This window comes from Archangium minus, from assembly GCF_044360475.1.
Taxonomy (GTDB): Bacteria; Myxococcota; Myxococcia; order Myxococcales; family Myxococcaceae; genus Archangium; species Archangium minus.
The window spans coordinates 654,268-678,038 of the sequence record NZ_CP043494.1; the positions used below are offsets into that span (position 1 = coordinate 654,268).

At 68.8% G+C, this 23,771-nt stretch carries 24 protein-coding genes; 11 read left to right on the forward strand and 13 right to left on the reverse strand.

What is annotated here, in order from left to right:
* Positions 1–57 precede the first annotated feature (57 nt).
* Both F0U60_RS02755 and F0U60_RS02760 read right to left on the reverse strand, forming a co-directional pair.
* Entirely contained in the window at positions 58–798 is a 741-nt protein-coding gene (locus F0U60_RS02755; protein ID WP_395813635.1) for a hypothetical protein, read from the reverse strand.
* Positions 799–801: 3 nt separating this feature from the next.
* Positions 802–2,370, reverse strand: coding sequence for an AAA family ATPase (locus tag F0U60_RS02760; RefSeq protein ID WP_395813637.1), 1,569 nt, complete (start codon positions 2,368–2,370; stop codon positions 802–804).
* A gap of 110 nt (positions 2,371–2,480) precedes the next feature.
* On the opposite strand from F0U60_RS02760, the gene F0U60_RS02765 reads away from it, so the two are divergent.
* Positions 2,481–3,080 (forward strand): DUF402 domain-containing protein, encoded by a 600-nt coding sequence (locus F0U60_RS02765; RefSeq protein WP_395813639.1) that lies wholly within the window; start codon positions 2,481–2,483, stop codon positions 3,078–3,080.
* Here F0U60_RS02765 and F0U60_RS02770 read toward each other — a convergent pair.
* Positions 3,073–3,369, reverse strand: coding sequence for a YiaA/YiaB family inner membrane protein (locus F0U60_RS02770; RefSeq protein ID WP_395813641.1), 297 nt, complete (start codon positions 3,367–3,369; stop codon positions 3,073–3,075). The genes F0U60_RS02765 and F0U60_RS02770 overlap by 8 nt on opposite strands.
* Before the next feature lie 114 nt (positions 3,370–3,483).
* On the opposite strand from F0U60_RS02770, the gene F0U60_RS02775 reads away from it, so the two are divergent.
* Positions 3,484–4,362 (forward strand): LysR family transcriptional regulator, encoded by an 879-nt coding sequence (locus tag F0U60_RS02775; RefSeq protein WP_395813643.1) that lies wholly within the window; start codon positions 3,484–3,486, stop codon positions 4,360–4,362.
* Between the two features lie 21 nt (positions 4,363–4,383).
* On the opposite strand, the gene F0U60_RS02780 is transcribed toward F0U60_RS02775, so the two are convergent.
* Positions 4,384–5,175, reverse strand: coding sequence for an SDR family NAD(P)-dependent oxidoreductase (locus F0U60_RS02780; RefSeq protein WP_395813645.1), 792 nt, complete (start codon positions 5,173–5,175; stop codon positions 4,384–4,386).
* 81 nt (positions 5,176–5,256) lie between these two features.
* Complete coding sequence (locus F0U60_RS02785) at positions 5,257–5,874, reverse strand: TetR/AcrR family transcriptional regulator (RefSeq protein WP_395813647.1); 618 nt, start codon at positions 5,872–5,874, stop codon at positions 5,257–5,259.
* A gap of 164 nt (positions 5,875–6,038) precedes the next feature.
* Here F0U60_RS02785 and F0U60_RS02790 point away from each other — a divergent pair, with 164 nt between their 5' ends.
* A complete protein-coding gene (locus F0U60_RS02790) occupies positions 6,039–6,398 on the forward strand; it encodes a hypothetical protein (protein ID WP_395813649.1) in 360 nt (119 codons plus the stop codon).
* 70 nt (positions 6,399–6,468) lie between these two features.
* Here F0U60_RS02790 and F0U60_RS02795 read toward each other — a convergent pair whose 3' ends face one another.
* A complete protein-coding gene (locus F0U60_RS02795; protein WP_395813651.1) occupies positions 6,469–6,840 on the reverse strand; it encodes a hypothetical protein in 372 nt (123 codons plus the stop codon).
* Positions 6,841–7,031: 191 nt separating this feature from the next.
* On the opposite strand from F0U60_RS02795, the gene F0U60_RS02800 reads away from it, so the two are divergent.
* From F0U60_RS02800 to F0U60_RS02815, 4 genes are all read left to right on the forward strand, one after another.
* The gene (locus F0U60_RS02800) at positions 7,032–7,550 is read left to right on the forward strand and encodes a hypothetical protein (RefSeq protein WP_395813653.1); all 519 of its coding nucleotides are present in this window, start codon (positions 7,032–7,034) and stop codon (positions 7,548–7,550) included.
* Between the two features lie 116 nt (positions 7,551–7,666).
* Complete coding sequence (locus F0U60_RS02805) at positions 7,667–8,398, forward strand: MlaE family ABC transporter permease (RefSeq protein ID WP_395825933.1); 732 nt, start codon at positions 7,667–7,669, stop codon at positions 8,396–8,398.
* A gap of 1 nt (position 8,399) precedes the next feature.
* Positions 8,400–9,227, forward strand: a complete 828-nt coding sequence (locus tag F0U60_RS02810) for an ABC transporter ATP-binding protein (RefSeq protein WP_395813655.1) — start codon at positions 8,400–8,402, stop codon at positions 9,225–9,227.
* Positions 9,224–10,444: an MlaD family protein gene (locus F0U60_RS02815; protein ID WP_395813657.1), complete on the forward strand. Its 1,221-nt coding sequence runs from the start codon at positions 9,224–9,226 to the stop codon at positions 10,442–10,444. The genes F0U60_RS02810 and F0U60_RS02815 overlap by 4 nt, the downstream gene beginning before the upstream one ends.
* Before the next feature lie 88 nt (positions 10,445–10,532).
* Here the strand turns inward: F0U60_RS02815 and F0U60_RS02820 are convergent, their stop codons facing one another.
* Positions 10,533–10,856, reverse strand: coding sequence for a hypothetical protein (locus tag F0U60_RS02820; protein ID WP_395813659.1), 324 nt, complete (start codon positions 10,854–10,856; stop codon positions 10,533–10,535).
* 212 nt (positions 10,857–11,068) lie between these two features.
* Here F0U60_RS02820 and F0U60_RS02825 point away from each other — a divergent pair, with 212 nt between their 5' ends.
* Together F0U60_RS02825 and F0U60_RS02830 are read left to right on the forward strand one after the other, a co-directional pair.
* Entirely contained in the window at positions 11,069–11,839 is a 771-nt protein-coding gene (locus tag F0U60_RS02825) for an SDR family NAD(P)-dependent oxidoreductase (protein ID WP_395813661.1), read from the forward strand.
* A 37-nt stretch (positions 11,840–11,876) separates the two neighbouring features.
* The gene (locus tag F0U60_RS02830; RefSeq protein ID WP_395813663.1) at positions 11,877–12,404 is read left to right on the forward strand and encodes a hypothetical protein; all 528 of its coding nucleotides are present in this window, start codon (positions 11,877–11,879) and stop codon (positions 12,402–12,404) included.
* Positions 12,405–12,432: 28 nt separating this feature from the next.
* On the opposite strand, the gene F0U60_RS02835 is transcribed toward F0U60_RS02830, so the two are convergent.
* The 4 genes from F0U60_RS02835 to F0U60_RS02850 form a co-directional block, all read right to left on the reverse strand.
* Positions 12,433–13,263 carry a M55 family metallopeptidase gene (locus F0U60_RS02835; protein ID WP_395813665.1) on the reverse strand — a complete coding sequence of 277 codons (831 nt, stop codon included), beginning with the start codon at positions 13,261–13,263 and terminating at the stop codon, positions 12,433–12,435.
* A gap of 9 nt (positions 13,264–13,272) precedes the next feature.
* Positions 13,273–13,998 carry a double-CXXCG motif protein gene (locus F0U60_RS02840; protein ID WP_395813667.1) on the reverse strand — a complete coding sequence of 242 codons (726 nt, stop codon included), beginning with the start codon at positions 13,996–13,998 and terminating at the stop codon, positions 13,273–13,275.
* Positions 13,999–14,014: 16 nt separating this feature from the next.
* A complete protein-coding gene (locus F0U60_RS02845; protein WP_395825935.1) occupies positions 14,015–14,320 on the reverse strand; it encodes a TIGR02269 family lipoprotein in 306 nt (101 codons plus the stop codon).
* Between the two features lie 426 nt (positions 14,321–14,746).
* Positions 14,747–16,555: a glycoside hydrolase family 15 protein gene (locus F0U60_RS02850; protein ID WP_395813669.1), complete on the reverse strand. Its 1,809-nt coding sequence runs from the start codon at positions 16,553–16,555 to the stop codon at positions 14,747–14,749.
* A 302-nt stretch (positions 16,556–16,857) separates the two neighbouring features.
* Here F0U60_RS02850 and F0U60_RS02855 point away from each other — a divergent pair, with 302 nt between their 5' ends.
* On the forward strand, positions 16,858–17,364 hold the full coding sequence (locus F0U60_RS02855; RefSeq protein WP_395813671.1) for an HdeD family acid-resistance protein: 507 nt from the start codon (positions 16,858–16,860) through the stop codon (positions 17,362–17,364).
* 65 nt (positions 17,365–17,429) lie between these two features.
* On the opposite strand, the gene F0U60_RS02860 is transcribed toward F0U60_RS02855, so the two are convergent.
* Together F0U60_RS02860 and F0U60_RS02865 are read right to left on the reverse strand one after the other, a co-directional pair.
* Positions 17,430–18,632, reverse strand: coding sequence for an RCC1 domain-containing protein (locus tag F0U60_RS02860; RefSeq protein WP_395813673.1), 1,203 nt, complete (start codon positions 18,630–18,632; stop codon positions 17,430–17,432).
* Between the two features lie 239 nt (positions 18,633–18,871).
* The gene (locus F0U60_RS02865; RefSeq protein WP_395813675.1) at positions 18,872–19,990 is read right to left on the reverse strand and encodes an RCC1 domain-containing protein; all 1,119 of its coding nucleotides are present in this window, start codon (positions 19,988–19,990) and stop codon (positions 18,872–18,874) included.
* Positions 19,991–20,584: 594 nt separating this feature from the next.
* On the opposite strand from F0U60_RS02865, the gene F0U60_RS02870 reads away from it, so the two are divergent.
* A complete protein-coding gene (locus F0U60_RS02870; protein WP_395813677.1) occupies positions 20,585–23,719 on the forward strand; it encodes an ATP-binding protein in 3,135 nt (1,044 codons plus the stop codon).
* Positions 23,720–23,771: the final 52 nt, after the last annotated feature.

A 23,771-nucleotide genomic window follows, 5' to 3' on the forward strand; every position in this document is an offset into this window, starting at 1 on the left:
CCTGGCCGGGAGGACGAGGCGGGCCGGGAGTTCCTGACGGCCGCGCCCGGGACGGCTCTACCCGTGCCAGCCGCGCCCGCGGCGTCCCGCCGTCCAGAGCCCAGTGGGTACGAAGAACACGATGACGAGCATTCCCAGGTACAGACCGAGCACCTGGAGTGAGTCGTTGCCGAAGCGCACGAGCAGGAGGGGCAGGAGGAGGGTCCACGCCAGGGTCATCCATCGCGCGAGCGGGTGGGGGATGAGGCGCAAGAGCCCCACGCCGAGGCACGGGGTGAACAGGGGCTGAAGCTTGCTGATGAACGAGCGGTCCTTCTCGAGTGCCTGGTGCAACTGCTCCAGGTGTCGTTGCCGCTCGGCGAGCTGCTCGGCGTCGTCCTCCTGGCGGCTCTTCTGGAGGACCTTCATCTGCTCGCGAGTCTGGGCCTCGGCCTGCTCCTGGGCGCGCCAGCGCTCCTGGTTGTACGCGAGCTGCTCGGGTGCCTGGAGGTCCGCGCCGCACGTCGCGCACTCCCGGGTGAAGCGGCCGTTCTCCGTCTGGCAGCGCATGCAGCGCGGGAAGTCCTGTCCTTGTGCGGGCGTGTCATCGAGCGCGAGCGGCGTCTGTCCATGGAGCTTGAAGCGCTCGACGTGGGCCTCGGGCACGGCTACCGAGGAGGGGGCCGGGGCCTCGCCGGCAGGGCCCGCGACGGACTCGAAGCGCCCCCCGTCCTGCAGCCGCACCTGTCCTCCCGGGGGCGTCTTGTCGCCACGCGCTCGCTCGAGGTGCATGAAGCGGGAGAACTTGTTGGAGGACATCGTCTACTCCTTTCGCGAGCCGCTCTCGGGGGAGGAGGCCGGCCGGGTTCGTCCTCGGGCCCACTCGCGCAGCCGGACGATTTCATCGCGCATGGTCACGGCGAGCGGGAAGGTCTCCTGGATGGCGCGAGTCAGGTGGCGCTGCTCCAACTCCACCCCCTCGCCGAAGGCCTCGTAGAGCGCGGCGATGACGACCTGCTCAATCTCCGCGCCGCTGAAATCCGTGGCCAGGAGGGCCAGCGCGTTCAGGTCATACGCGGCTGGGTCCCGCTTCCGGCGTTGCAGGTGGATGCGGAAGATGTCGCGGCGCTCGGCGAGCTCGGGCAGGTCGATGAAGAAGATCTCATCGAAGCGCCCCTTGCGCAGCAGCTCGGGCGGCAGGCCGTCGATTCGGTTGGCGGTGGCCACCACGAACACGGGGGCCGTCTTCTCCTGGAGCCACGTGAGCAGCGTGCCGAAGACGCGCGCGGTGACGCCGCCGTCCGTGTGTCCCGAGGAGGCCGTGCCGGACAGGCCCTTCTCGATTTCATCCACCCACAGCACCACGGGGGCGATGCTCTCGGCGACGCGGATGGCCTTGCGCAGGTTCTCCTCGGAGGAGCCCACCAGCCCGCTGAAGATGCGGCCCATGTCGAGCCGCAGCAGGGGCAGGTTCCAGTGCGCGGCGATGGCCTTGGAGGTGAGGCTCTTGCCACAGCCCTGCACGCCGAGCAGCAGCAGGCCTCGTGGCTCGGGCAGGCCGAACTGGCGGGCGCGCTCGCCAAAGGCCGCGGTGCGCCGGGACAGCCACACCTTGAGGTTCGACAGTCCGCCCACGTTCCCCAGGTCCTGCTCCGGCGGGTAGTACTCGAGCAGCCCGCTCTTGCGGATGACCTGGCGCTTCTCGTCCTGGACGCGGCGGATGTCCGAGGCGCTCAGCTTCCCGTCGTGGGCAATGGCCTTGGCGAAGGCGTTCTCCGCCTCCGACAGCGTGAGGCCCTGGGCCGCCTTGATGAGCTGCTCGGCGTCCTCGCGCGACAGCTCGATGGTGGCCTTGTTGCCCCGGCGCACCACCGCGACGATCTCCTTGAGCAGGTTGAGCAGCTCCTGGAAGCCGGGCAGGGGGACGTCGAGGACGGACACCTCCTTCTCCAGCTCCGTGGGGATGGCGAGCGTGGGCGACAGGAGGATGACGGTGGTGAAGGTGCTCTTGAGGGAGTGGGCGAGCTCGCGCAGGGCTCGCACCACGGACTTCTCCTCGAGGTAGGGGTGGAAGTCCTTGAGCACCACGAGCGCGGGCTCGGAGAGCTTCTCGATGGCGGCGATTGCGTCGATGGGGTTGCGCGTCTCCTCGGGGAGGAGGGGCCCGCGAGTGCCGCCCAGGTGGCGCAGCCCCCGGCTGATGGACCAGGAGAGGAGCACCTTGCCGTGGGCCCGGGCCATGTCCGCGAGGAGGGTGTCCACCCGATGCTCCTCCCACGAGACGAGGTAGAGCAGCGGGTAGCGGGCCCGGATGAGGATGTCGAGCTCCTCCAGCCACGGAGCGGAGGAGGCCGGAGACCCAGGACGGGGGAGCGCGGGGCTGGACGACATGCCTTGGGTATAGCAGGCCGGGCGAGCAGGGGGACATGGGCCCCGGTAGGACGCCCGCCTGCACGCCCACACCGGGAGGCAAACGTCGCCACCGGGTGTTGAACCGTCTTATGCATTTGTATCGGAAGGGACAACCCATCACCGTTCACCACGGCAAGCCGTGGAAGCCGGGCCGGCTCATCCAGATGCGGGGACACGTCGCGTCCTTCGACGGGGAGCTGGTGCGGATGACGCGCCGATTCCAGAGTCCGGGGCGGCCCTATGACGGGCTCTTCGCCACGCAGCGACGAGGAGACCACGGCACCATCGAGCTGCCTCGCGGCGGGTGGGTGGCGCGGAGGCGCTACCTGCGGCAGTCGGGCTCGCTGATTGGCGAGCTCTACAACATCCAGACGCCGGTTCAGCTCCTGCCAGGCGAAGTGCGCTACGTGGACCTGGAGATCGACGTGGCGTACCTGCCGCACCGCCCGGAGCGGGTGCAGGTGCAGGACGTGGCGGAGATGGAGGAGGCGGTGGCCCGGGGTCACATCCCGGGCGAGGTGGCGGAGGTGGCGCGCGAGGTGGCAGAGGAGCTCGCTCGGCGCCTGGGTGCGTGGGACGGAGAGTCCGTGCTGGAGTGGGATGTGCGTCCCGAGCCGGCGCGGCTGACTCCGGCCGTGGAGGACTTCCTCCAGCGGCACGCGGTGGAGTCGCGGAGCTCGCTCACTTAAGGACCACCGGGTCCACCTCGGCGAGCAGCTTGGTCACGCGGGCCTCGTCGATGCGGGCGGTGATGCGCTCCTGCTCGTGCTGGTCGCGCACCGTCTTGGACAGGCTGAAGGTGGAGCCGACGCTGAAGAGCAGCCCCATGCCCAGGAAAGCCTTCTGCCAGCCGTCGATGGGCAGGTGGTAGATGCCGAGCGCCGTCACACCCACAGCCAGGATGAAGGACATCCACGACTGGATGACCCAGGCGCCACTGTGGGTCGGCTGCACGGCGGTGGTGTTGGGGCGGGACATGGTGGACCTCATGGGCTGGCGCTTCGGTGGAAGCGCGTTGACGGGACACAACATGCCCTTGTTCCTCGCAAACCGCATGGAACTAATGGCTCGGCCTTCGATAAGCTCCAGTCAATGATTCAGCTCCAGCGTCTCGAGGGCTTCTACTGGGTCGCGCGCTGCGAGGGCTACGCCCGGGCCGCTCGCGCCTTCCCGTACCCCATCACCCAACCCGGCGTGCACCAGCAGGTGAAGCGGCTGGAGTCCGAGCTGGGCGTGCGGCTCTTCGAGCGGGTGGGCAAGGACCGCGTCGTGCTCACGCCGCAGGGGCGCGCGCTCTACGAGTACATGGCGCCGTTCTACGAGGGCCTGTCGTCGCTGGAGCGCTCGCTGCGCTCCGGGACGGTGGGAGGGCGGCTGCGCATCCACGCCTCGGGGCACACGCTGCGCCACCTGCTGCCACCGTGGTTGCGGCGGTTGCAGGGGCAGCGGCCCGATATCGAGGTGGCCCTCTTCGAGGCGAAGGTGCCCGCGGTGTCGCTCGTGCGCTCGGGTGAGGCAGACCTGTTGGTGGACCACCTGCCCGAGGTGCCTCCGGACTTCGAGGCGCTCCCGGTGGGGAAGACGCGCGCCTTCCTCGTCTTCCCCTCCAACCACCGGCTCGCGCGCAAGGGCCCGGTGACTCCCGAGCCGTTCCGGGACGAGCCCTTCATCACCTACAGCTCGGACCCGCAGCTGAGGGACTTGCAGCTCGCGGCGCTCGCGCACTTCGGCGTGGTGCCGCAGCGGATGTACGCGGCGGACTCGTCCGAGACCATCCTCGGCTTCGTGGCGGCGGGGCTCGGCTACTCGCTGCTGGCCTCGCTGCAGCCTCGCGGACCGAAGGTCCCCGGCGTGGTGGCGCAACCCCTCACCGAGCCGGCCCGCGAGTTCCCCATCTACGCCGCCTGGCGCAGGAGCAAGCAGCGCAACCCGCTCATTGATGCCCTGCTGGGACTCGCGCCGAAGCCGTGAGGACTCCGGGGGCGCGGGTGCTCACGCGCGGAGTCCGCCATCCACGGGGATGACGGCACCGGTGATGTAGGAGGCACGATCGCTGAGCAGCCACGCGGCCGCTTCCGCGACCTCCTCGGGCTGGGCGGCGCGGCGGAGTGGGGTACGGGCGTTGTTCCGCTCGATGGCGGTGGGATCCAGGGCGACCCAGGCCTCCATCATCGAGGTCATGGTGGTTCCGGGGGCGATGGCGTTGACGCGGATGCCCTCCGGTCCGTACTCGATGGCCGCGGTCTCGGTGAGGCTGTTGATGGCCCGCTTGGCCGCGCCGTAGAGCCCCAGGCGGGGATTGCCCTTGAGGCTGCCCACACTGCTGTTGTTGAGGATCGCTCCGGTTTTGGAGGTGGCGCGGATCGCCTGGATCTCCGCCTTCATGGCGAGCCAGACACCCTTGTAATTGACGGAGGTGATCAGGTCGAAGTCGTTCTCGGGGGCGTCGGCCAGGGGAGCCAGGGTGGTGGCGAGGCCGGCGTTGTTGAAGGCGATGTCCAGGCGGCCGTGGCGATCCACGACGGCCTGCACGGCGCTCTGGATGCTGGCGGCGTTGCCGAAGTCGGCCACGACGTAGTCGGCCGTGCCTCCCGCGGCGCGGATGTCATCGACCACGGCGCGCAGCTCGGACTCGGTTCGGGATGCCAACACCACGGACGCCCCCTCTCGGGCGAAGAGGCGTGCGGCGGCCGCTCCAATGCCTCGGCCCGCGCCGGTAATCAGCGCGACTTTGTGGGTGAGCAGGCCTCGTGAAGCGGGGTGGGACTCGGTGTTCATCGTCATGGGACTTTCTCCAGATAAGAGTGCGAAGTGAGCGCTCACTCCGCGCCGGGGCAAAAAAAACGACGGGTTTCACTGCGGGCTTCAGTTGCGGATGGCGTTCCAGCAGCCCTCGAAGACGCGCTCGAGGAGGGGGTCATCGAGCACCACCTGACCGAGGTGGTGCATGCGCACCAACGTCCTGGCGGGTGCGAAGAAGAGGGCCTCGAACTCGGCCTGGGACATCTCTCGGATGACCTGGGCGCGCACGGCGGCCTCGAGCAACTGGACCATCGGGCGGGCGAAGCGCTCGAGCGTCTCGGGCGGCACCTGCTTGACGTAGGGCGAGTTGTAGAACTGCTCGAGGAAGAAGAATTCGCCGCGGTGGGTGAGCAGCGCGTGCACGTTGTTGAGCCACACGCGCCGCAGCCGCTCTCGCAGGGGCAGCTCCAGGTCATCACTCTTGAAGATGAGCGAGGCTCCGTCTCCCTTGATGCGGTCATAGACGCGCAGGACGAGCTCGTCCTTGGTCGCGAAGTACCGATAGATGGTGCCGGCGCCCACGCCCGCTCGCGAGGCGATCATGTCCGTCGAGGTCCCGTGGAACCCATGCTCGGCCACCAGCTCGAGCATGGCCTGGACGATGGCCTCTTCCTTCTCGGGCACCCCTCGGGTGGGCCGGGCCTGCTGGGTCGCGCTGCGCTGTGAGCGGGTAGGTGCCATCGGAGTGAGCGTTCACTCCTATTTAGAAATCCCGTCCTGTGTTGTCAACGTAATCGCCCTCGGGTGCGCCCTCTGCGCCGCTCATGACGCGGCATGTCAGGCCCGGGTGTCAGGCTGGGTCCATGTCTGTGGGACCCGTGCGTCCCAGTCCCTGGAGGAAGTTCGTGAAGAAGATGTCGATGTTGCTCGCCGCGTTGTTGCTGGCTCCGGCGCCGGCCCTCGCCGCCGACTACAAGTGCCATGGCAACCGGGTGGAGAAGAGCGGCAGCACCCAGTACACCGTGCGCACCTCGGGCGCGGACATCACCATCGAGAAGGGGGGCGGTACCCGGGGCCGGGCCGTGAAGCGGGGTGGCGGCTACGCCGTCGAGGTGGGCGGCAGCACCCAGGCCACCATCGAGAACGGCCGCATCTACAAGGGGGGCTCCACCTGGGCCACCGTGAGCGACGCCCAGCGCGTCTACGACTGCCCCGACACCGTGGCGGCCACGCTGTGGGTGCTCGCGCAGACGGGCCAGCTCTAGCCTCCCCGGCGCGCTCCCACTCCCACCGGCCCGTCGTGGAAACCCACGGCGGGCCGTCGTGTTTGTGCGCTCACCGCCGACGCAGGCGGAAGCGCCGCGTGTGGGGCGTGCCGGGCCCGGCGGCCTCCTGGGTGACGTGCTGGAAGTAGGGGAAGCGGAACTCCGCCCACAGCACCAGGTACGCCACGCCGAAGAGCGCCGTGGCCACCACCCAGTACCAGGAGACCGCGAAGGCGATGCTCACCAGCGCCGCCACCAGGCACGCCACTCCAATTCCCAGCGATATCTCCCGTCTCCGGGGGCTCTCCGACATGGCGAAGCCCATGGAGACGAGCGACATCGCCAGGATGGACCACGCCAGCCCGAATGCTTCCCGGGCGTACAGGAGGGCAATCGACAGCAGGAACAATCCCAATCCGAACAGTCCCAACCCACCGTCCATGAGGTGCCTCCTCCTCCGAGTTTCCAAGTGGCAAGGGTTCAGCGCCTAACATCCGCATCTGTCCACCTCTAGAGGAACGCTCGGCATGGCGGGCGCCTGGCATGTCCGGCAGCCCTCCAGTTGGTGGGGAGTGAACCTTTCATCTGCCCTAGAACTCACGGGCCTTGAACTGGGTGCCTACCCTCGCGGCGATGAGGAAGGGTGTCATTCGTCACGTCCTTGCACTGCTCCTGCTGCTCACGTCCGCCGTGGGCTGCCACCGGGGTGTGCGCTTTGAGGACCAAGTGCTCAGCAAGCCCGGGGTGCGCTACCAGGTTGGCGCGCTGCCTCCCGTGTGGGAGCGGGTGAAGCTCTCCAACAACGACCTCGCCTGGTACACCGAGGACACCGGTCATGCGCTGTCGGTGAACTCCAACTGCCAGGAGCACGAGGACGCCCCGTTGGACGTGCTCACCCGTCATCTCATCATGGGCTTCACCGAGCGGCTGGAGGTGGAGCAGCAGAAGGTGGTGGTGGATGAGCGAGAAGCGTTGCGCTCACGCTACCGGGCCAAGTTGGATGGCGTACCCGTGGAGCTGCTCTTCCTGGTGCTGAAGAAGGACCACTGCGTGTACGACTTCACCTACGTGGCACCCCTGGGGCGTTTCGAGGATCGGATCGAGGACTTCGAGTCGCTCGTGCGGGGCTTCCGCTCGGAGAGCGCGTCATGAGGACGGGGTTCGAGTTGCACCACCCGCCCCAGCGCCATCATCGGCCCGTGGAGGCCTCCGCGGCGGGTGCCATCAACCCCGAGGGTGGCACCCTGGGCGAGCGCCTGAAGCTGCGGATGGAGCGGCTGGGCTCGCTCGTGGTGATGACGGGCAAGGTGGCGATGCGCGCGGTGAGCCCGCCCTTCTCGCTCTCCTCGCTCATCTACCAGGTGGAGGCGCTGGGCGTGCGCTCGCTGCCCATCGCCCTGCTGACGGCCACCTTCGCCGGTCTGGTCATCTCGCTGCAGTTCGGCTTCTTCCTGGGGCGCTTCGGCGTGCAGTACACCGTGGGCCGGGTGGTGGTGCTCACGCTCTTCCGTGAGCTGTCTCCGGTGCTCATCGCCCTCACCGTGGGGGCGCGCGTGGGCTCGGGCATCGCCGCCGAGCTGGGCTCCATGACGGTCACCGAGCAGGTGGACGCCATCCGCGCGCTCGGGGCGGATCCGCTGCGCAAGCTGGTGGTGCCCCGGGTGCTGGCGTGCCTCATCCTCATGCCCGCGCTCACCGTGCTGGCGGACGTCATCGGCATGGTGGCGGGCGCGCTGGTGGTGAATGCGCAGTATGGCATTACCTTCCATTTGTTCTTCCAGGGGGCGCTCGACACCGTGTTCATGGGGGACTTCGTCTCCGGTGTCGTGAAGGGCTTTGTCTTCGGCGGCATCGTCGGCCTGGTGGGCTGCTTCAAGGGGCTCACCGTCGAGGGCGGCACCGAGGGCGTGGGCCGCGCCACCACCCAGACGGTGGCCATCACCTCCGTCTCGGTGTGCCTGGCTGACTTCTTCATCACGAAAATCACCCTCTACCTCTGAGATGCTCTTCCACCGACGCCAGCCCCGCCTGAAGTTCCAGCCGCCCCAGAAGGGCGAGGAGCTCATCCGCTTCGAGCACCTGCAGAAGTCCTTCGGACCCAAGCGCGTCTATGACGATTTGATGCTCTCCGTGTACGCGGGCGAGACGCTCACCGTGATTGGCGGCTCGGGCACCGGCAAGAGCGTGCTGCTCAAGTGTCTGATCGGCTTGCTGCGCCCGGACGCGGGACGCATCCTCTTCGATGGGCAGGAGCTGAATGACTTCCGGGAAGAGGACTTCATCGACGTGCGCCGGCACGTGGCCATGGTCTTCCAGGGGGCGGCGCTGTTCGACTCGCTCACGGTGGGGGAGAACATCGCCTACCCGCTGCGCGAGCACTTCCCGCATATGCCGCCCGATGAGCTGCGGGCTCGGGTGGCCGAGAAGCTCCGGCTGGTGAACCTGCCCGGCATCGAGGACATGAAGCCAGCGGACCTGTCCGGTGGCATGAAGAAGCGCGTAGGCCTGGCGAGGGCGATCGCCACGGATCCAGAGGTCATCCTCTGGGACGAGCCCACCACGGGGTTGGACCCTGTCACGACCGAGACCATCAACCAGATGATTCGTTCCATGCAGAAACAACTCGGGTGCACGTCCATCGTGGTGACTCACGACATGATGAGTGCCTTCAGCGTGTCCGATCGGATCGCGATGCTGGCCAACCGACGCATCGTGCAGGTGGGGACGCCGGAGGAGATGCGGGTCTCCACGGTGCCGGAGGTGCGGGCTTTCCTGGATGCGCGGCGCGGGGAATTTGAATCGCAGGTGGGGGTAGGGGTGGCGCCATGAGTCTTTTTGGTAGCACGTCGAACGAGCAGCGCCTGGCGCTGCGGGTGGGCATCTTCGTGGCCGTGGCCATGGGTCTGGCCGGCCTCATCGTCTTCCTCATCGGGCAGGAGACGCGCTTCTTCGAGAGGGAGGTGCGCTACCACGCCTACTTCGAGAACGTGGAGGGCCTGACCGAGGAGTCCCCGGTGTGGCTGGGTGGCCTGGAGGTGGGCCGGGTGGAAGGGGTGCGCTTTCCGTCCAAGCCCGGAGAGAAGCGGCTGGAGGTCCAGCTGAAGCTGAGCGCCAAGCACGCGCAGCGGGTACGAGTGGACTCGGTGGCTCGGCTGGCCAGCCAGGGCGTGCTGGGTGACAAGGCGGTGGACATCACCCTGGGCTCGCTGGACAAGGCGCCGCTGGAGCCCGGGTCGGAGATTCAGAGCACGAGCGGCGGGGACCTGTCCTCGCTGATGCGCAGCGCCTCGCAGGTGATGGAGGACACGGTCGCGGTGAGCCGCACCGTGCGCAAGGCGGTGGAGGTGTACGCCGATCCCCGGATGGCCGAGGACGTGGCCGCCAGCGTGCGCAGCCTGAAGATGCTGCTCCAGGAGGTGGAGAAGGGAGACGGCGCCCTGCACGCGCTCATCTACGACAAGCAGACGGGCCAGGAGGTGCGGCAGCTGGTGGCCAATGCCTCGCGCACGGCGCTGCGGATGGAGAAGGCGGTGGGGCACGTGGAGGGGCTGCTCGACGAGGTTCAGAATGGCGATGGCACCGCGCACGCGCTCATCTACGGCCAGGAAGGCGCCAAGGCGCTGGGAGAGCTGGGGGCCGCGGCGGGTCAGCTCGCCTCGCTGCTCGAGGACGCGAAGAAGAACCCGAACGGCGCGGTGCACCAGCTGGTGTATGGCAACGCGGGCAACATGCTGACGGACCTGGGGAGCGCCGCGGCGGACATCAAGCAGATCACCGCCATGGTGGCGCGAGGCGAGGGCTCGCTGGGCGGAATCCTCAAGGACCCCACGGTGTACGAGGACCTGCGCGAGGTCGTGGGTAACGTGAAGCGTAACCGTGTGCTGAGGGCGCTGGTGCGCTTCGCCATCGATAACAACGACAACGTGCAGTACGTGGGCCGGCCGCTGGAGCTGCCAAAGGAGAACGAGGGCGCGCGGGGAATCGGTGGCGCGGGAGACGACTCTTCCGAGCAGCCCAAGACCGAGGAGCCCCAACAGACTCCCTGAAACCCACTCCTCCCTCTCCCTCTGGGAGAGGGTCGGGGTGAGGGTATCCGACCCCCTGGGCTCCAGACGGTGTGACGTGACACCTCCCCTACCCGTGAGCAAGGAAGGAAACGAGCAGCGCGGTCACGGCCATAATGGCAATGACAGTGAGCGCCGCGGGGCTGCCCCGGAACATGGAGCCGAAGCTCCCATCGGCCTCATGCCCTCCTCGGGGCGTCCGCTCGATGACTGCTCGGTCGATGAGGAGCACGGTGAGGCTGGCCGCGAGCCACAGGCCGAAGGCGAGCCACGGCACGGAGGAAAGCACGAAGCCGAGCACGAGTCCCACGACGGAGATGGCGTACGCGACGACGTAGGCCACGAGTGTCCGGGTGGTGAAGTAGGTGCTGGGGCGGCGGGTTCCGGTAACCATGGCGCGAGTTCCTCTCCCCCTCGTCGCGAAACGTGAGGCGTCACGAGAGGGCGGGCAATCCCACGGGGGATGAAAAGGCGCGCAGGTGGGGAGGCCTGAGAGACAGGGGCTCGCTCGTCCCGTTCCCCTGGCCCAGGCCCCTGTCGACCGTGGCACTCCCCCGCGTGGATGAGCCTGCTGTGGGAGGGGGGAGCCAGGGTAGAAGGTGCCGCATGGACCTGGAATTGAAGGGCAGGGCGGCACTCGTCACCGGAGGCAGCCGGGGCATTGGGCGGGCCATCGTCACGGCGCTGGCTCGTGAGGGCGTGCGGGTGTGTCTGAGCGCGCGCGGGGCCGAGGGGCTGGAGGCGGTGGCGGCGGAGCTCCGTGCGTCCGGCGCCGAGGTGGCGACCGTGACGGGAGACGTGGCCACGCCCGAGGGAGCAGCGGCGGCGGTGGGCGCTGCGGTGCGGGCCTTTGGCGCGTTGGACATCCTCGTCAACAACGTGGGCGGTAGCGGGGGCGCGGGCTCCTTCGAGGCGGCCACCGCCGCGCAGTGGAAGGACGTGGTTGACCGCAACCTCATGGCCTCGGTGTGGTGCAGCCAGCACGCGGTGGAGCACATGAAGGCCCGGGGCGGCGGCTGTATCGTGCACATCAACTCCATCTACGGCCGCGAGTACGGCACCAGCGCGCCCTACACGGCGGCCAAGGCGGGCCTCACCGCGCTCACCAAGGAGATGGCGCTGGACCTGGCGCGCCACCGTATCCGCGTCAACGGGGTGGCCCCGGGCTCCATCCTCTTCCCCGGAGGCAGCTGGGACCGGCGGCGGCAGGCGCAGCCGGAGAAGGTGGAGAAGATGGTGCGCGAGGAGCTGCCCTGGGGGCGCTTCGGCACCCCCGAGGAGGTGGCCGACGTGGTCGTCTTCCTGTGCTCGGAGCGGGCCCGCTGGGTGACGGGGGCCACCGTGCCGGTGGATGGTGGACAGGGCCGTGCCTTCTGATTCGGGCAGGCGCGGGTCCGGCGTGTAGAGTGCTCGCGTGCTGAAGCTCTACAAGAAGGAAGGCGACACCCTCCGCTACTGGGAGGCGTGGGTGCACGAGGACACGCTCACCGTCCACTGGGGCGTCGTCGGCGAACAGGGCGAGGAGAAGGTGCAGCCCGTCCCCGCCGACGAGGATCCGGACATGGTCATCGCCCAGGCGGCCGAGCCGCTGGTGGACCAGGGCTACGAGGAGCCGGAGCCGGACGCGGTGACGCCGATCGTCATCCAGTACCCGTTGCAGGGCAAGGGCACGGGGCATGACTTCGAGAAGCGTCACGCCGTGGAGGAGTTGGCCACGGACGTGCTGGGCTGGACGGGCAACGGCGAGGTGGAGGGTGGGGAGACGCAGCCCGGGCGCATGAACATCTTCTGCTGGGTGATGGATCCGGACATCGCCGTGCGCACCCTCACCGAGGCGCTCGAGGGCGAGGAGCTGCTGGAGGGCGCCATCATCGCCATTGCTCGCGAGGACGAGCCACCCCGGGTGCTCTGGCCCCAGAACTCCGGTCCCTTCCGCGTCTGAGCCCGGACGAGCGCCGGCCCGCGGTGGCTCAGGTCAGCGTCGTGCTGGCGAGCAATATCCAGGCGCGGAACACACGCAGCAGGAGGCCGGCGTCCGGAGCGGTGTAGCCGAGCGTCACTCCGTCCTGTCTCCGGCTGCCGGGGACGAGCTCGGCCGCATCGGCGCAGGCGGAGTTGGCGAACTCCACCTCCAGCTCCAACGGGGCCTGGGGAAGGAAGGGCTTGAAGTCTCCCTGGCGGGCGCGCCGCACGGCCCGGGTGGCTGCCTCACGGATGCGCTCGCGGGCCTTGGCGGGCGCGAGGTGGCGGGCGGCGTAGCGGGTGATGGCGTCCTTCACCTCCACTGTCTCCACGTCGCCGAGCAGCTCGCGGGCCTGGGCACACGTGGTGGAGTCGCCCGTCACCAGTCCCACGGGGATGCCGAGCATGCCGCACACGGCGGCGTTGAGGGCCGTCTCGCTGAAGTCGCGCCCGCCCACGCGGCAGCGCGCCACCACGGCACCGTAATAGGTATGGTCCAGGATGCCCGCGCGGCTGCGAGCCCCGGCGTGGTAGCCCACGAAGAGCGCCACGCCGAACTCCGGGGAGATTCCCTGCACCATGGCCTGCGGCTTGAGCGAGCCGGAGATGACCTCCGCGCGTACATCCAACTCGTCCAGGAGCAGGTTGCGCATGTCGCCGTGCGAGTCATTGACGAGCACCGCGGTGGCGCCCGCGTCGAAGGCTCCAGCGATGGCGGCGTTGGCCTCGGCGGTCATCCACTTCCGGGCCTGGGCATAGTCGTGACCGGTGCGGCGCGTCTGGTCCACGTGCACCACACCGGCGACTCCCTCCATGTCGACACTGATGTAGACCTGCATGCGTTCACTCTACCGGGTGGGCGAGAGGGGCAGGGGAAGGAAGGCGACACCGTCCAGGCCCAGACGTCGACAGGCATCGACGAAGCGCTCGGTGCAGACAATGACGGTGGAGAAGTCCTCCAGGCGGAACACGTCCATCCCGCTGGGAATCGTGGTGGCATCTAGCAGCCGAGACTTGGGGAGGGTGTGGCCAAAACGGCCGCAGCGAGTGCAGCGCAGCTCGCGTTTCGGCGGCAAGCAGTCGGGATGCAGACGGCCCGCGGAGAGCAGCTCCAACTCAAGCAGCTCAGGGGCGTTGCGCTGGCGGAAGCGAAGCTGGGTAGGGCAGCCCTTGAGTCCTCGAAGTCTCTCTGCTTGAAGTCGATCGAGCGCCTCGCGTTGGACCAACAGCCACCAGGGGTAGGGTGCTGCGAGAGAGCCGAAGCGGCCCTGGGCTCTGCCCACGAGTGGACCGAGGGAAGTACCCGGTTCCAGTTGGGCTCCCGGGGGGCACAGGGGACGTACCAGCTCGCGCAGCCGTTCGTATTCCTCGAGGGGCTCGGCCCTGGCTTCCACGAAGTCGGCCAGCGAAGCTACCGAACTCAAGTCTACAGAGGGGTACGCCCTGGAGGTGTCACTCCATGTCGCCTTGCAGGTCGGGCAGGAGTCGACCCCCGGAAGTCCCCACTTGTGCGAGGCATCGACGTCGCCCGTGTAACCCGCGGACTTGTCTTCTTCGACGATGAAGTAGCGCATACGTGAGCTCCTCGGCCTATGGGCAGTGGTAGGGCATGAGCTGTCCATTCACTCCAAACCGGGACATGAGCTCGAACGCGAACTGCCAGATCTGCTCCTTGTTGGCTCCAGGGTTCTCTCTCCGGAATTGCCGCCAGGCCTCATTCCATTGCCCACCTTTGGGACCGCCACCATGCAACCAGGAATGGAAGCTTCTGGGGACACGAACGGTGAAAGCATGAATGTCGATCTTCTTGCTCGTGAACCACCTGGCCAGTTCTTCCTGCTGCGGGAAGATGTGGTGCTTCTCGCGGGGCTCGGATGGAGGGATGCAGGCGAACAGCTTCTGCCTGAGCGCGAACTGGCCGCGGGTGTTTCAGTTGTGCCAAGGGATTTCGAAGACGGGTTCCACGCCGGTGGGCGTGGCCAGGGTTCGTCCCCACCAGCGGCTGGGTCTGCCCACCAAAGGGGGGCGATAAGCCTGGGCCCAAAGCGCCGGCACCACGGTCGGGGTGTCCACCTCCACCATGTCCTGGCATCGCCAGAGGGTACAGCGCTCCTCGTCACATCGAGGCACCAGGCAGCTCGGGTCCGTCCGGGCCTCTTCCCACGAAGGTACAGTTTCGGGCGCTTCGTTGCACTCATGCACGGTGACTGAGGAGGAGACACATGCGCTCAGCAGCATGCAGAGGAGCGCAAATCCTCTTCTGGAGGGCAGGACGTTCATCCAGCACATCTTACGTCCGGTGAGGTCCGCGCTCCCTCCGCATCAAGGCTCCTCTCCGTTTCCTCGCCGGTAGATGGCTGGGCTGATGAGCTGCTCGGTGAGGTTGAAGGCCGTGTTGATCAATCCCACGTGCGAGAATGCCTGCGGGAAGTTGCCCAGCTGGCGCTTCGCCACGGGATCGTACTCCTCGGCCAGCAGCCCCACGTCGTTGCGCAGCTCCAGCAGGCGCTGGAAGAGTCCCTTGGCCTCGTCCAGGCGACCCTGCAGGACATAGTTGTCCGCGAGCCAGAAGGAGCAGGCGAGAAAGGCCCCCTCTCCCGGTGGCAGTCCATCCTCTATCTCGTGCGTGTGGTAGCGCCGCACGAAGCCGTCCTTCACCAGGTCTCGCTCGATGGCCCGCACGGTCCCCACTACCCTCGGGTCCGTGTGCGGCAGGAAGCCCACCAGCGGCATCAGCAGCAGGCTCGCGTCCAGGCTCGACGAGTCGTAGCTCTGCGTGAAGGCGCCTCGCTGCGAGTTCCAGGCCCGCGTGCAGATCTCCGCGTGGATGATGTCGCGGATGGCCCGCCAGCGCTCCACTGGCCCCTCCCTCCCGAAGCGCTCCACCGCTCGTACCGCGCGATCGAACGCCACCCACGCCATCATCTTCGAGTGGGTGAAGTGCCGCCTCGGGCCTCGCACCTCCCACAGCCCCTCGTCCGGTTGCTTCCACCCGGACTCCAGGAAGTCCATCAGCTCCCGCGTCATGTTCCACGCGCGCAGATCTCCGGGAATCCCCACGCGGCGCGCCTGGAACAGCGCGTCCGCCAGCTCTCCGAAGACGTCGAGTTGGAACTGGGTGACGGCGGAGTTGCCCGTGCGCACCGGACGCGAGTGCTCGTACCCCGGCAGCCAGTCCAACGTGAGCTCCGTGAGGCGCCGCTCCCCCGCTACGCCGTACATGATTTGAATCTTCGCGGGGTCCCCCGCCACGGAGCGCAGCAGCCAGTCGCGCCAGGCCAGCGCCTCCTCGCGGAAGCCGCTGAGCAGCAGCGCATACAAGGTGAAGGTGGCGTCCCGCAGCCAGCAGAAGCGGTAGTCCCAGTTGCGGATGCCTCCGAGCCGCTCGGGCAGTGACGTGGTGGCCGCCGCGACGATGCCGCCTGTCGGCGCGTAGGTGAGGGCCTTGAGGGCCATGAGCGAGGTCCGCACCGGCTCGCTCCAAGGGCCCTGGTAGGTGCAGTGGCCGAACCACTCCCTCCACCATTGCTCGGTGTCCGCCACGGCTGCCAGGGCGTCGAGGGGCTCGGGCGCGGGTTCATTGGAGGGATGCCAGCGGAGGACGAAAGGAATGCGCTGGCCCTCGGACACGGTGAAGTCCGCCACCGTGGTGAGGTGATGCCCGTGTGTCTTGACCGGAGTGTAGAGGCTGAGCGCGTCCGGGCCCGCCACCGCCTGGAGCTCCGCGCCATTCTTCGTCACCCAGGGCACCACCGAGCCGTAGTCGAAGCGGATGATGAGCTCCAGGTGCATGGACACCTGGCCCTTCACGCCCTCCACCACGCGGATGAGGTCGGGCGTGCAGTCGCGCGGAGGCATGCAGTCCACCACGCGCACCACGCCCTCCGCGGTGGTGAACTCCGTCTCCAGCACGAGGCTGTCCTTGCGGTAGCGCCGCCGCACTCGGGGCGGTGTGCCTCCCGCTGGCGCCAGCAGCCAGCGGCCGTGTCCCGGCTCCCCGAGCAGCGCCGCGAAGCACGCGCCCGAGTCGAAGCGGGGCAGACACAGCCAGTCGATGGAGCCCTCCCGGCTCACGAGGGCGGCCGTCTGCGTGTCTCCGATGAGCGCGTAATCCTCGATGGGCCGGGACATAACCCTTGCAAGGTGGGGAGCCGGGCGGATGGGAACAAGCGGGCGGGCCAGAGCCGCTCGGTTGCTCCGTCCCTCGTCGGGGACACATGGAGCTCGGCTGCGTCTTTCCTCCGTGTAGTGACGCCAGGGGCCGTTCGCGCAGCCGCTTCCCCTCGCTTGCCTCGACTCCTGAGCACTCTCAGGTTCATGAGGGTGTGGCCCGATTTCAATGGAGGCTCGTCATGGCCATCACGGATTCCAGTAACGCTTCGACTCCGACTTCCACGCGCGGTACTGCAGGCCTCTGGGGAGGTCCTTTCGTCATGGGCCTGCTCATCACCTTGCTCGGCGTCGTGGCGCTGGGCGCGGTGGTGCTCACCAGCTTCGTCTCGGTCATCTTCTACGGCTCGATGCTGGTGGTGGGCGGCGTCTTCGAGATGGTCCATGCCTTCCGTATCCGGAGGACGGGCCCCTTCTTGATGTTCCTGTTGGGAGGCATCCTCTCCGTCGTGGTGGGCGCGCTGGTGCTGATGCGGCCGGGCGCCGGGCTGGTTGCCTTGACGCTGCTTCTGGCCGGGTACTTCTTCGCCAGCGGGCTCTTCCGCTGCATCACCTCTGCCTCCGACCGTTATTCCGGCTGGGGCTGGGACTTCGCCTACGGCATCGTGTCCCTGGCGCTGGGCGCCATCATCTTCGCCCAGATGCCCGCCTCCTCGCTGTGGGCGCTGGGCATCGTGGTGGGCGTGGAGATCCTCAGTCGCGGCATCTCCATCATGGCGGGCGCGCTCATGATTCGGAGCGCGGTGCACCACCGGCACGCCAACGTCTGAGGCAGCGGGCTCTCACGATGGGCGCGGGGCGGACGTGCCGGCCCCGCGCCCGGAGTCAGACGCGATTACGGCTGCGCGTGGCAGTGCCGCGCCGCCGCCCCGCTCGTCAGGCCAGGCACCTGGATGGGCGTGGTGTGGCTCGTGTAGGTTCCATCCCCTAGCTGGCTGGCGTGGTTCGAACCCCAGGCCCACACGGAGCCGTCCTGGCGCACCGCGAGCGTGTGATAGGTGCTCGTCGCCACGTTCACCGCATGCCCCAGTCCGACGGTCTGGGCCGGGTTGTTCCGGTAGAGCATCGTCCCATCACCGAGCTGGCCGTAGGAGTTGTCACCCCAGCCCCAGACGGAGCCGTCCTGGCGCAGCGCCAGCGAGCTCGCGCTCATCCAGTTCATCGCGCTGCTGGCCGTCACCGCCACCGCATCCGAGAGCCCCGGCACCTGGACAGGCGTGGTTCCGGGGAACGGGTAGTACGAGCCCCCGAGCTCGTACAAGAGTCCCCAGGCCCACACGGAGCCGTCCTGGCGCACCGCCAGCGCGTGGTAGCCACCGGCCGAGATGGACACGACATTCGTGAGTCCCGGAATTGGAGCGGGCTCGGCGCGCTGGCTGATGGAAGAGCCATCGATGCCGAGCTGACTGGTGAGGTTGTCACCCCAGGCCCAGACGGAGCCGTCCCGGCGCAGCGCCAGCGAGAAGTACTTGCCGGCGGAGATGGCCACCACGTCTGAGATTCCCGGCACCTGGGTGGGGGTGAAGTAGTTGGGGTCCGGCAGCGCTCCCAACTGGCCACTCCCGCTGGAGCCCCAGCCCCACACCGTGCCGTCCCGGCGCAGCGCCAGCGAGTGAATTTCGCCCGCGGAGATGTCCACCACGTTCGAGAGCCCCGGCACCTGGGTGGGCGTGAGCTGCTCGCCGACCATCCCGAGTCCGAGCTGGCCATGGAGGTTGTTGCCCCAGGCCCACACGGTGCCATCTGCTCGCAAGGCCAGGGAGTGGTAGCTGTGGGTCGTGACGGCCACGACACCGGTGGGTTCCGGCAGCCGCACGGGGGAGCTCTGTTCCCACGACCCACTGCCTACCTGGCCGAACTGGTTGAAACCCCAAACCCAGATGCCGCCGTCCGGGTCCACCGCCAGCGAGTGTTGCTCGCCCGCGGCAATCACCTGCCTCCTGGCCAGGTCCCTGTCTCTTCCTGCGTGGCCCCTGGCCTCACTCGCCAGGGATTGGCCGCTCCACACCACCAGCCCTACCGCCAGGAGGAGTCGCATCACTCCGACTCCGTCATGCGTTCGCGCTGCGCTCATCACACCGTCTCTTTCTTTGTCTGGCTCCTCTTACCGAAGGCCCCCCTCCCTTCACGACGGCATGGAGCGGATGCCGTGCGGGACTTACTCCTAGCAGGTACCGTGCCCCTGTCTGGCTTTGGACGGGCGCTCCGGATTCCGCGCACTTGCGCTTCCGTCACTGCTCACGGTGTGACGAATTGCGCCTGAAGTGACGAATCCTGTCAGTGCGCGCCCCAGGCGGGTGCAGGAGTCGGGACGGCTTTCAGGCTCGTGAGGCCCGGCACCTGGAGCGCGGTGTTGCGTTGGGTCGTCGTCCCGTCACCGAGCTGTCCATTGTCATTGTCACCCCAGGCCCAGAAGGTGCCGTCCCAGCGCAGTGCCAGCGTGTGCGAGGAGCCCATCGTCACGGCTACTGCGTGTTTCATCCCGACGACCTGGACCGGGTTGCTCTGGTAGTTCATCGTCCCATCGCCGAGCTGGCCGGAGGTGTTGTCACCCCAGGCCCAGACGGTGCCGTCCCGGCGCAGCGCCAGCGAGCTCACCGTGCTCACCGAGGTACCGGCCGTCACCGCCACCGCATCCGAGAGCCCCGGCACCTGGATGGGCGTGGTTCCGAAGGGAGGGTAGTACGTGCCCCCGAGCTCATTCACGTATCCCCAGGTCCACACGGAGCCGTCCTGGCGCGCCGCCAGCGCGTGGTAGACACCGGCCGAGAGGGACACGACCTTCGTGAGCCCCGGAATCGGGGCGGGCTCGGCGCGCACGTCGATGTCCGTGTTATCGACGCCGAGCTGTTGGGTGTTGTTGAGGCCCCACGCCCACACGGAGCCGTCCTGGCGCAGCGCCAGCGAGAAGGACGAGCCGGCGGAGACGGCCACCACGTCCGAGATTCCCGGCACCTGGGTGGGCGTGTAATAGGTGGAGTCCGGCAGCGCTCCCAGCTGTCCCTTGTCGTTGGTGCCCCAGGCCCACACCGTGCCGTCGGCGCGCACCGCCAGCGAGTGCGTTTCGCCCGCGGAGAGGTCCACCACGTCCGAGAGCCCCGGCACCTGGGTGGGCGTGAGCTGCTGGCCGATCATCCCGAGCCCGAGCGCGCCAAAGGTGTTGTTTCCCCAGGCCCACACGGAGCCATCCGCACGCAACGCCAGGGAGTGGAGGGTGTGGGTCGTGACGGCCACGAGGCCGGTGAGTCCCGGCAACTGCACGGGCGTGGCGTTGCCCTCGTAGGTTCCATTCCCGAGCTGGCCGGAGTCGTTGCCGCCCCAGGCCCACACGTCGCCATCCGGGTCCACTGCCAGCGAGTGCTGGAGGCCTGCGGCAATCACCCGCCGCCTGGCCACGTCTCCGGCTCTTCCCGCGTGGCCTCGGGCTTCACCTGCCAGCGCCTGACCGCTCCACACCACCAGTGATATTGCCAGGAGGAGTCGCATCACTCCGACTCCGTCACGCGTTCGTGCTGTTGTGCTCATCACTCCGTCTCTTTCGCGCTTGGCTCCGTTCCCCGCACGACTCCAACCCCTCCCTTCACGGCCTGGAGCAGCTGCCGTGCGAGGAGCGTCCTAGCAGGCGCCGTGCCCCTGTCTGGCTTTGGGCTGGCGCTCCGGATTCCGCGCACTTGCGCGCCACGAACTGCTCACGAGGTGACGAATCGCGCCAGGGGTGACGAATCTCGTCAGTGGATTGTCGCGTTCGCGGCACAGACAGCGGGTAGCGAGTTGCGGCATGGAGTGCCGCACACCATGTCGGGTGCGCGTCCGCTGTGCGACGAGCCGAGGGTGGAGAGTGCGTGGGAGTGAGAGTCCGGCTCTCGATTCTTGAGAAGGACTATCCGTGTGTTGGTGCACGGATTTCCGTCACGGGGGGCGCTAAATCACGGTTGCACGAACATCATGAGCGCAGGAGAGGGAGAGCGGGAGATGGGGAGTGTCCTGCGCATGTTCTCACTGGTCAGCACCACCGGGAATCCCGGCCTCGGGGAGACCGCGCAGCGGCGGTCCTCGTCCGTTACGGCTCCTACTGGGACCCTCGCGCTCGTCTTCACGGACGTGCAGGGCTCCACGCGGTTGTGGGAGCGGTGCAGCGCGGGCATGCGAGTGGCGTTGGGCCTTCATGACCAGGTGCTGCGCTCGGCGCTGCCGGAGCACGACGGCTACGAGGTGAAGACCCAGGGAGACTCCTTCATGGTGGCCTTCGCATCGGCGGTGGAGGCGGTGCGCTGGTGCCTGGAGGTGCAGCAGGTGCTGCTGCGCGCCCCCTGGCCGGAGGAGCTCCTCGCCGAGGTGGATGCGGCGGAGGTGGAGGCTCCCGGCGGGCTGGTGCACCGGGGTCTGCGGGTGCGTATGGGGGTGCACCTGGGCGAGCCCGAGTGCCGCGTCGACGAACGGACGGGTCAGGTGGACTACTTCGGCAGGATGGTGAATGTGACGGCACGCGTGGCAGCGGCGGGTCATGGCGGGCAGGTGCTGGTGAGTGGGCCAGCCTGGGCTCAGGTCGAGGGGGCGCTGGCGTCATTGGGCCAACCCGTGGTGCGTGCCCTGGGCGAGTTCCAACTCAAGGGCATTGAGGAGGCCGTGTCGCTGGTGGAGGTGCTGCCGGCCTCGCTGGCGGAGCGGCGGTTCGAGGCGCTCCGGGTGCAGCGGGTGCGGCGGGGCCATGTCCCGGGCGAGACGGGAGAGCTCATCGGGCGACAGGAGGAGCTGACGGCGCTGCGGCGCGACTTCTCCGAGGGCGCGCGACTCATCACCCTGCTGGGGCCGGGCGGCATGGGGAAGAGCCGGCTGGCCACGCGCTTTGGCAACCTGGAGCTGGGGGCGTGCGCGTGGGAGGGCGGGGTGTGGATGTGCGAGCTGACGGACGCGGCGACGGTGGGCGACATCTGTCACGCCGTGGGCCAGGCGCTGGGCGTCGCGCTCAACCGGAGCGGGGAGGACGGCGAGCCGGCGGAGCGGCTGGGCCGGGTGCTGGCCGGCCGCGGTGACGTGTTGCTCATCCTCGACAACGTGGAGCACGTCATCCAGCACATGCCCGCCACGCTGGGGCGCTGGCACGCCCTGGCGCCTCGGGCCCGCTTCCTTGTTACCTCGCGCGAGGCGCTGCTGCTCCCAGAGGAGCGGGTGGTCGACCTGGAGCCGCTGGAGGTGCCGGAGGAGGGGGAGACGCGCCCGGAGCGGCTGGAGTGTTGCGACGCGGTCCGCCTGTTCGTTCAGCGGGCGCGCGCGGTGCGGGGGAGCTTTGAGCTCGCGGCCTCGGACGCCCCACTGGTGGCGGACATCGTCCGCAAGCTGGATGGCATCCCCCTGGCCATCGAGCTGGCCGCGGCGCGCACCAACCTGCTGGGCGTGGGGCAGATTCAAGAGAGGCTGTCGCGTCGCTTTGATTTGTTGCGCGGAGGGCGGCGCGACGGCTCCGCACGGCAGAGCACGCTGTGGGGCGCCATCGACTGGTCGTGGAACCTGCTGGAGCCCGCGGAGCGTGCGGCGCTCGCGCAGTGCTCCGTGTTTCGGGGTGGCTTCACCCTGGAGGCCGCCGAGTCGGTGCTCATGTTCCCTCCCGGCGGGCCGGACGTGCTGGAGATCATCCAGTCGCTGCGCTCGAAGTCGTTGCTGCGGACCTCCGCGCCCGAAGGGCTCCCCGGGGAGCTGCGGCTGGGCCTGTACGAGAGTATCCGGCAGTACGCGTCCTCGCGGCTGGCGGAGCGGGGCGAGGGCGCCATGCTGTCGGCGCGCCACGCGGGTTACTACCTGGCGCTGGCCCGCCGGCTGAGCGCGCGGATGCGGGGCGAGGGCGGGGAGCTGGCCTTCCGCCGACTCGCGCTGGAGCGGGAGAACCTGCTGGCGGCGTGCGACAACGCGCTGGCGGTGGTGCCCGCCACCGAGGGCTCCTTGGAGCGGGCCCTGGGCGCACTGGTGGCGCTGGAGCCGGACGTGACGGCTCGGGGTCCGGTGGGCATCACCTTGCAGCGGTTGGACAAGGCGCTGGAGCTGTCATCCACCGTCGAGGTGGAGCCGCTGTTGCGGGCCGAGGCGCTCGCGGTGCGAGGCCGGACGCACCATGGCGCGGGCCACCTCTCCTCCGCCAGGAGGGACCTGGAGGCAGCCCGCTCCGCCTTCAGTGCGCTGGGCGCCGTGGACCGGGAGAAGCGCGTCCTGGTGGACCTGTGCATCGTGGCTCGCGATGAGGGCGACGTCAGCACGGCCTGGGAGCTGGTGCACGAGGCTCAGGAGCTCCCCTCGGCGGGGGACCGGTGGCTGGACGCATACGCGGAGGGGAACCTGGGGATTCTCCAGCTGGGGCGGCACGGTGCGGGGGCGGCGTTGCCCCACCTGCGCGCCGCGCTGGAGCTGTTCCGCGCCGTGGGAGACGTGGCCTTCGAGGTGGGCTTCCTCACCAACTACGCCCTGGCCATTGGCGAGGGCGGGAGCACGGCGGAGGCGGTGGCGCTGTTGGAGGAGGCCATGGAGAAGGCCTCGCGCGTGGGAGACCGTGCGGGGCAGGCGCTGGCGCGGGTGAACCTGGGCTGCTTCCTGCTGGACGCGGGCCGGGCGGCGGAAGCGCGCGAGCACCTGGAGGCCACCGTGCGCATGGGCCAGCAGCTCGGCATGCGCATCCTGGAGGGGGTCGCTCGCGGAGAGCTGGGCAGGGCGCTGGTGGCGCTGGGGGCGCGGGAGGCCGCGCGCACCTTCCTGGCGGAGGCCATCTCCTTGTTGGACCGGGTGTCGCGCTGGCATGCGCTGCGCTTCACCGCGCACCTGGCCTCGGTGCAGGCGACGCTCGGCGAGCTTACGGCTGCCCGGGAGGGCTTCGCGTCGCTGGAGGTGACGCCCGAGCTCACGGGCGACGCCGTCCTTCGCGAGCTCTCTTCTCTGCTGCGGGCCTCGTTGGACCTGGCCGAGGCCGAGAGGGCCACTCCGGGCTGCGAGGCGGAGCAGCGGGCGCTCGAGGAGGCACGGCGGCGCGTGGAGCGGGCGCGGAGCGCTCCGGCGGAGGCGGCCTCGTCCGATCTGCGCGAGGCGCTCCGGGTGCTCGACCAGCGCGTGTCTGGCGCGCGTGGGGGCACCGCCCACGCATGAGCGGGTGGGCCCCCTCTGGTTGTGGCCCCCTTGGGGCACACCTCACGCAGGC

Bases quoted from the DNA above. Each gene is read 5' to 3' on its own strand.
- F0U60_RS02755 (WP_395813635.1), bottom strand. From the start codon at position 798: ATGTCCTCCAACAAGTTCTCCCGCTTCATGCACCTCGAGCGAGCGCGT.
- F0U60_RS02760 (WP_395813637.1), bottom strand. From the start codon at position 2,370: ATGTCGTCCAGCCCCGCGCTCCCCCGTCCTGGGTCTCCGGCCTCCTCC.
- F0U60_RS02765 (WP_395813639.1), top strand. From the start codon at position 2,481: ATGCATTTGTATCGGAAGGGACAACCCATCACCGTTCACCACGGCAAG.
- F0U60_RS02770 (WP_395813641.1), bottom strand. From the start codon at position 3,369: ATGTCCCGCCCCAACACCACCGCCGTGCAGCCGACCCACAGTGGCGCC.
- F0U60_RS02775 (WP_395813643.1), top strand. From the start codon at position 3,484: ATGATTCAGCTCCAGCGTCTCGAGGGCTTCTACTGGGTCGCGCGCTGC.
- F0U60_RS02780 (WP_395813645.1), bottom strand. From the start codon at position 5,175: ATGACGATGAACACCGAGTCCCACCCCGCTTCACGAGGCCTGCTCACC.
- F0U60_RS02785 (WP_395813647.1), bottom strand. From the start codon at position 5,874: ATGGCACCTACCCGCTCACAGCGCAGCGCGACCCAGCAGGCCCGGCCC.
- F0U60_RS02795 (WP_395813651.1), bottom strand. From the start codon at position 6,840: ATGGACGGTGGGTTGGGACTGTTCGGATTGGGATTGTTCCTGCTGTCG.
- F0U60_RS02800 (WP_395813653.1), top strand. From the start codon at position 7,032: ATGAGGAAGGGTGTCATTCGTCACGTCCTTGCACTGCTCCTGCTGCTC.
- F0U60_RS02805 (WP_395825933.1), top strand. From the start codon at position 7,667: ATGGAGCGGCTGGGCTCGCTCGTGGTGATGACGGGCAAGGTGGCGATG.
- F0U60_RS02810 (WP_395813655.1), top strand. From the start codon at position 8,400: ATGCTCTTCCACCGACGCCAGCCCCGCCTGAAGTTCCAGCCGCCCCAG.
- F0U60_RS02815 (WP_395813657.1), top strand. From the start codon at position 9,224: ATGAGTCTTTTTGGTAGCACGTCGAACGAGCAGCGCCTGGCGCTGCGG.
- F0U60_RS02820 (WP_395813659.1), bottom strand. From the start codon at position 10,856: ATGGTTACCGGAACCCGCCGCCCCAGCACCTACTTCACCACCCGGACA.
- F0U60_RS02825 (WP_395813661.1), top strand. From the start codon at position 11,069: ATGGACCTGGAATTGAAGGGCAGGGCGGCACTCGTCACCGGAGGCAGC.
- F0U60_RS02835 (WP_395813665.1), bottom strand. From the start codon at position 13,263: ATGCAGGTCTACATCAGTGTCGACATGGAGGGAGTCGCCGGTGTGGTG.
- F0U60_RS02840 (WP_395813667.1), bottom strand. From the start codon at position 13,998: ATGCGCTACTTCATCGTCGAAGAAGACAAGTCCGCGGGTTACACGGGC.
- F0U60_RS02850 (WP_395813669.1), bottom strand. From the start codon at position 16,555: ATGTCCCGGCCCATCGAGGATTACGCGCTCATCGGAGACACGCAGACG.
- F0U60_RS02855 (WP_395813671.1), top strand. From the start codon at position 16,858: ATGGGCCTGCTCATCACCTTGCTCGGCGTCGTGGCGCTGGGCGCGGTG.
- F0U60_RS02860 (WP_395813673.1), bottom strand. From the start codon at position 18,632: ATGCGACTCCTCCTGGCGGTAGGGCTGGTGGTGTGGAGCGGCCAATCC.
- F0U60_RS02870 (WP_395813677.1), top strand. From the start codon at position 20,585: ATGTTCTCACTGGTCAGCACCACCGGGAATCCCGGCCTCGGGGAGACC.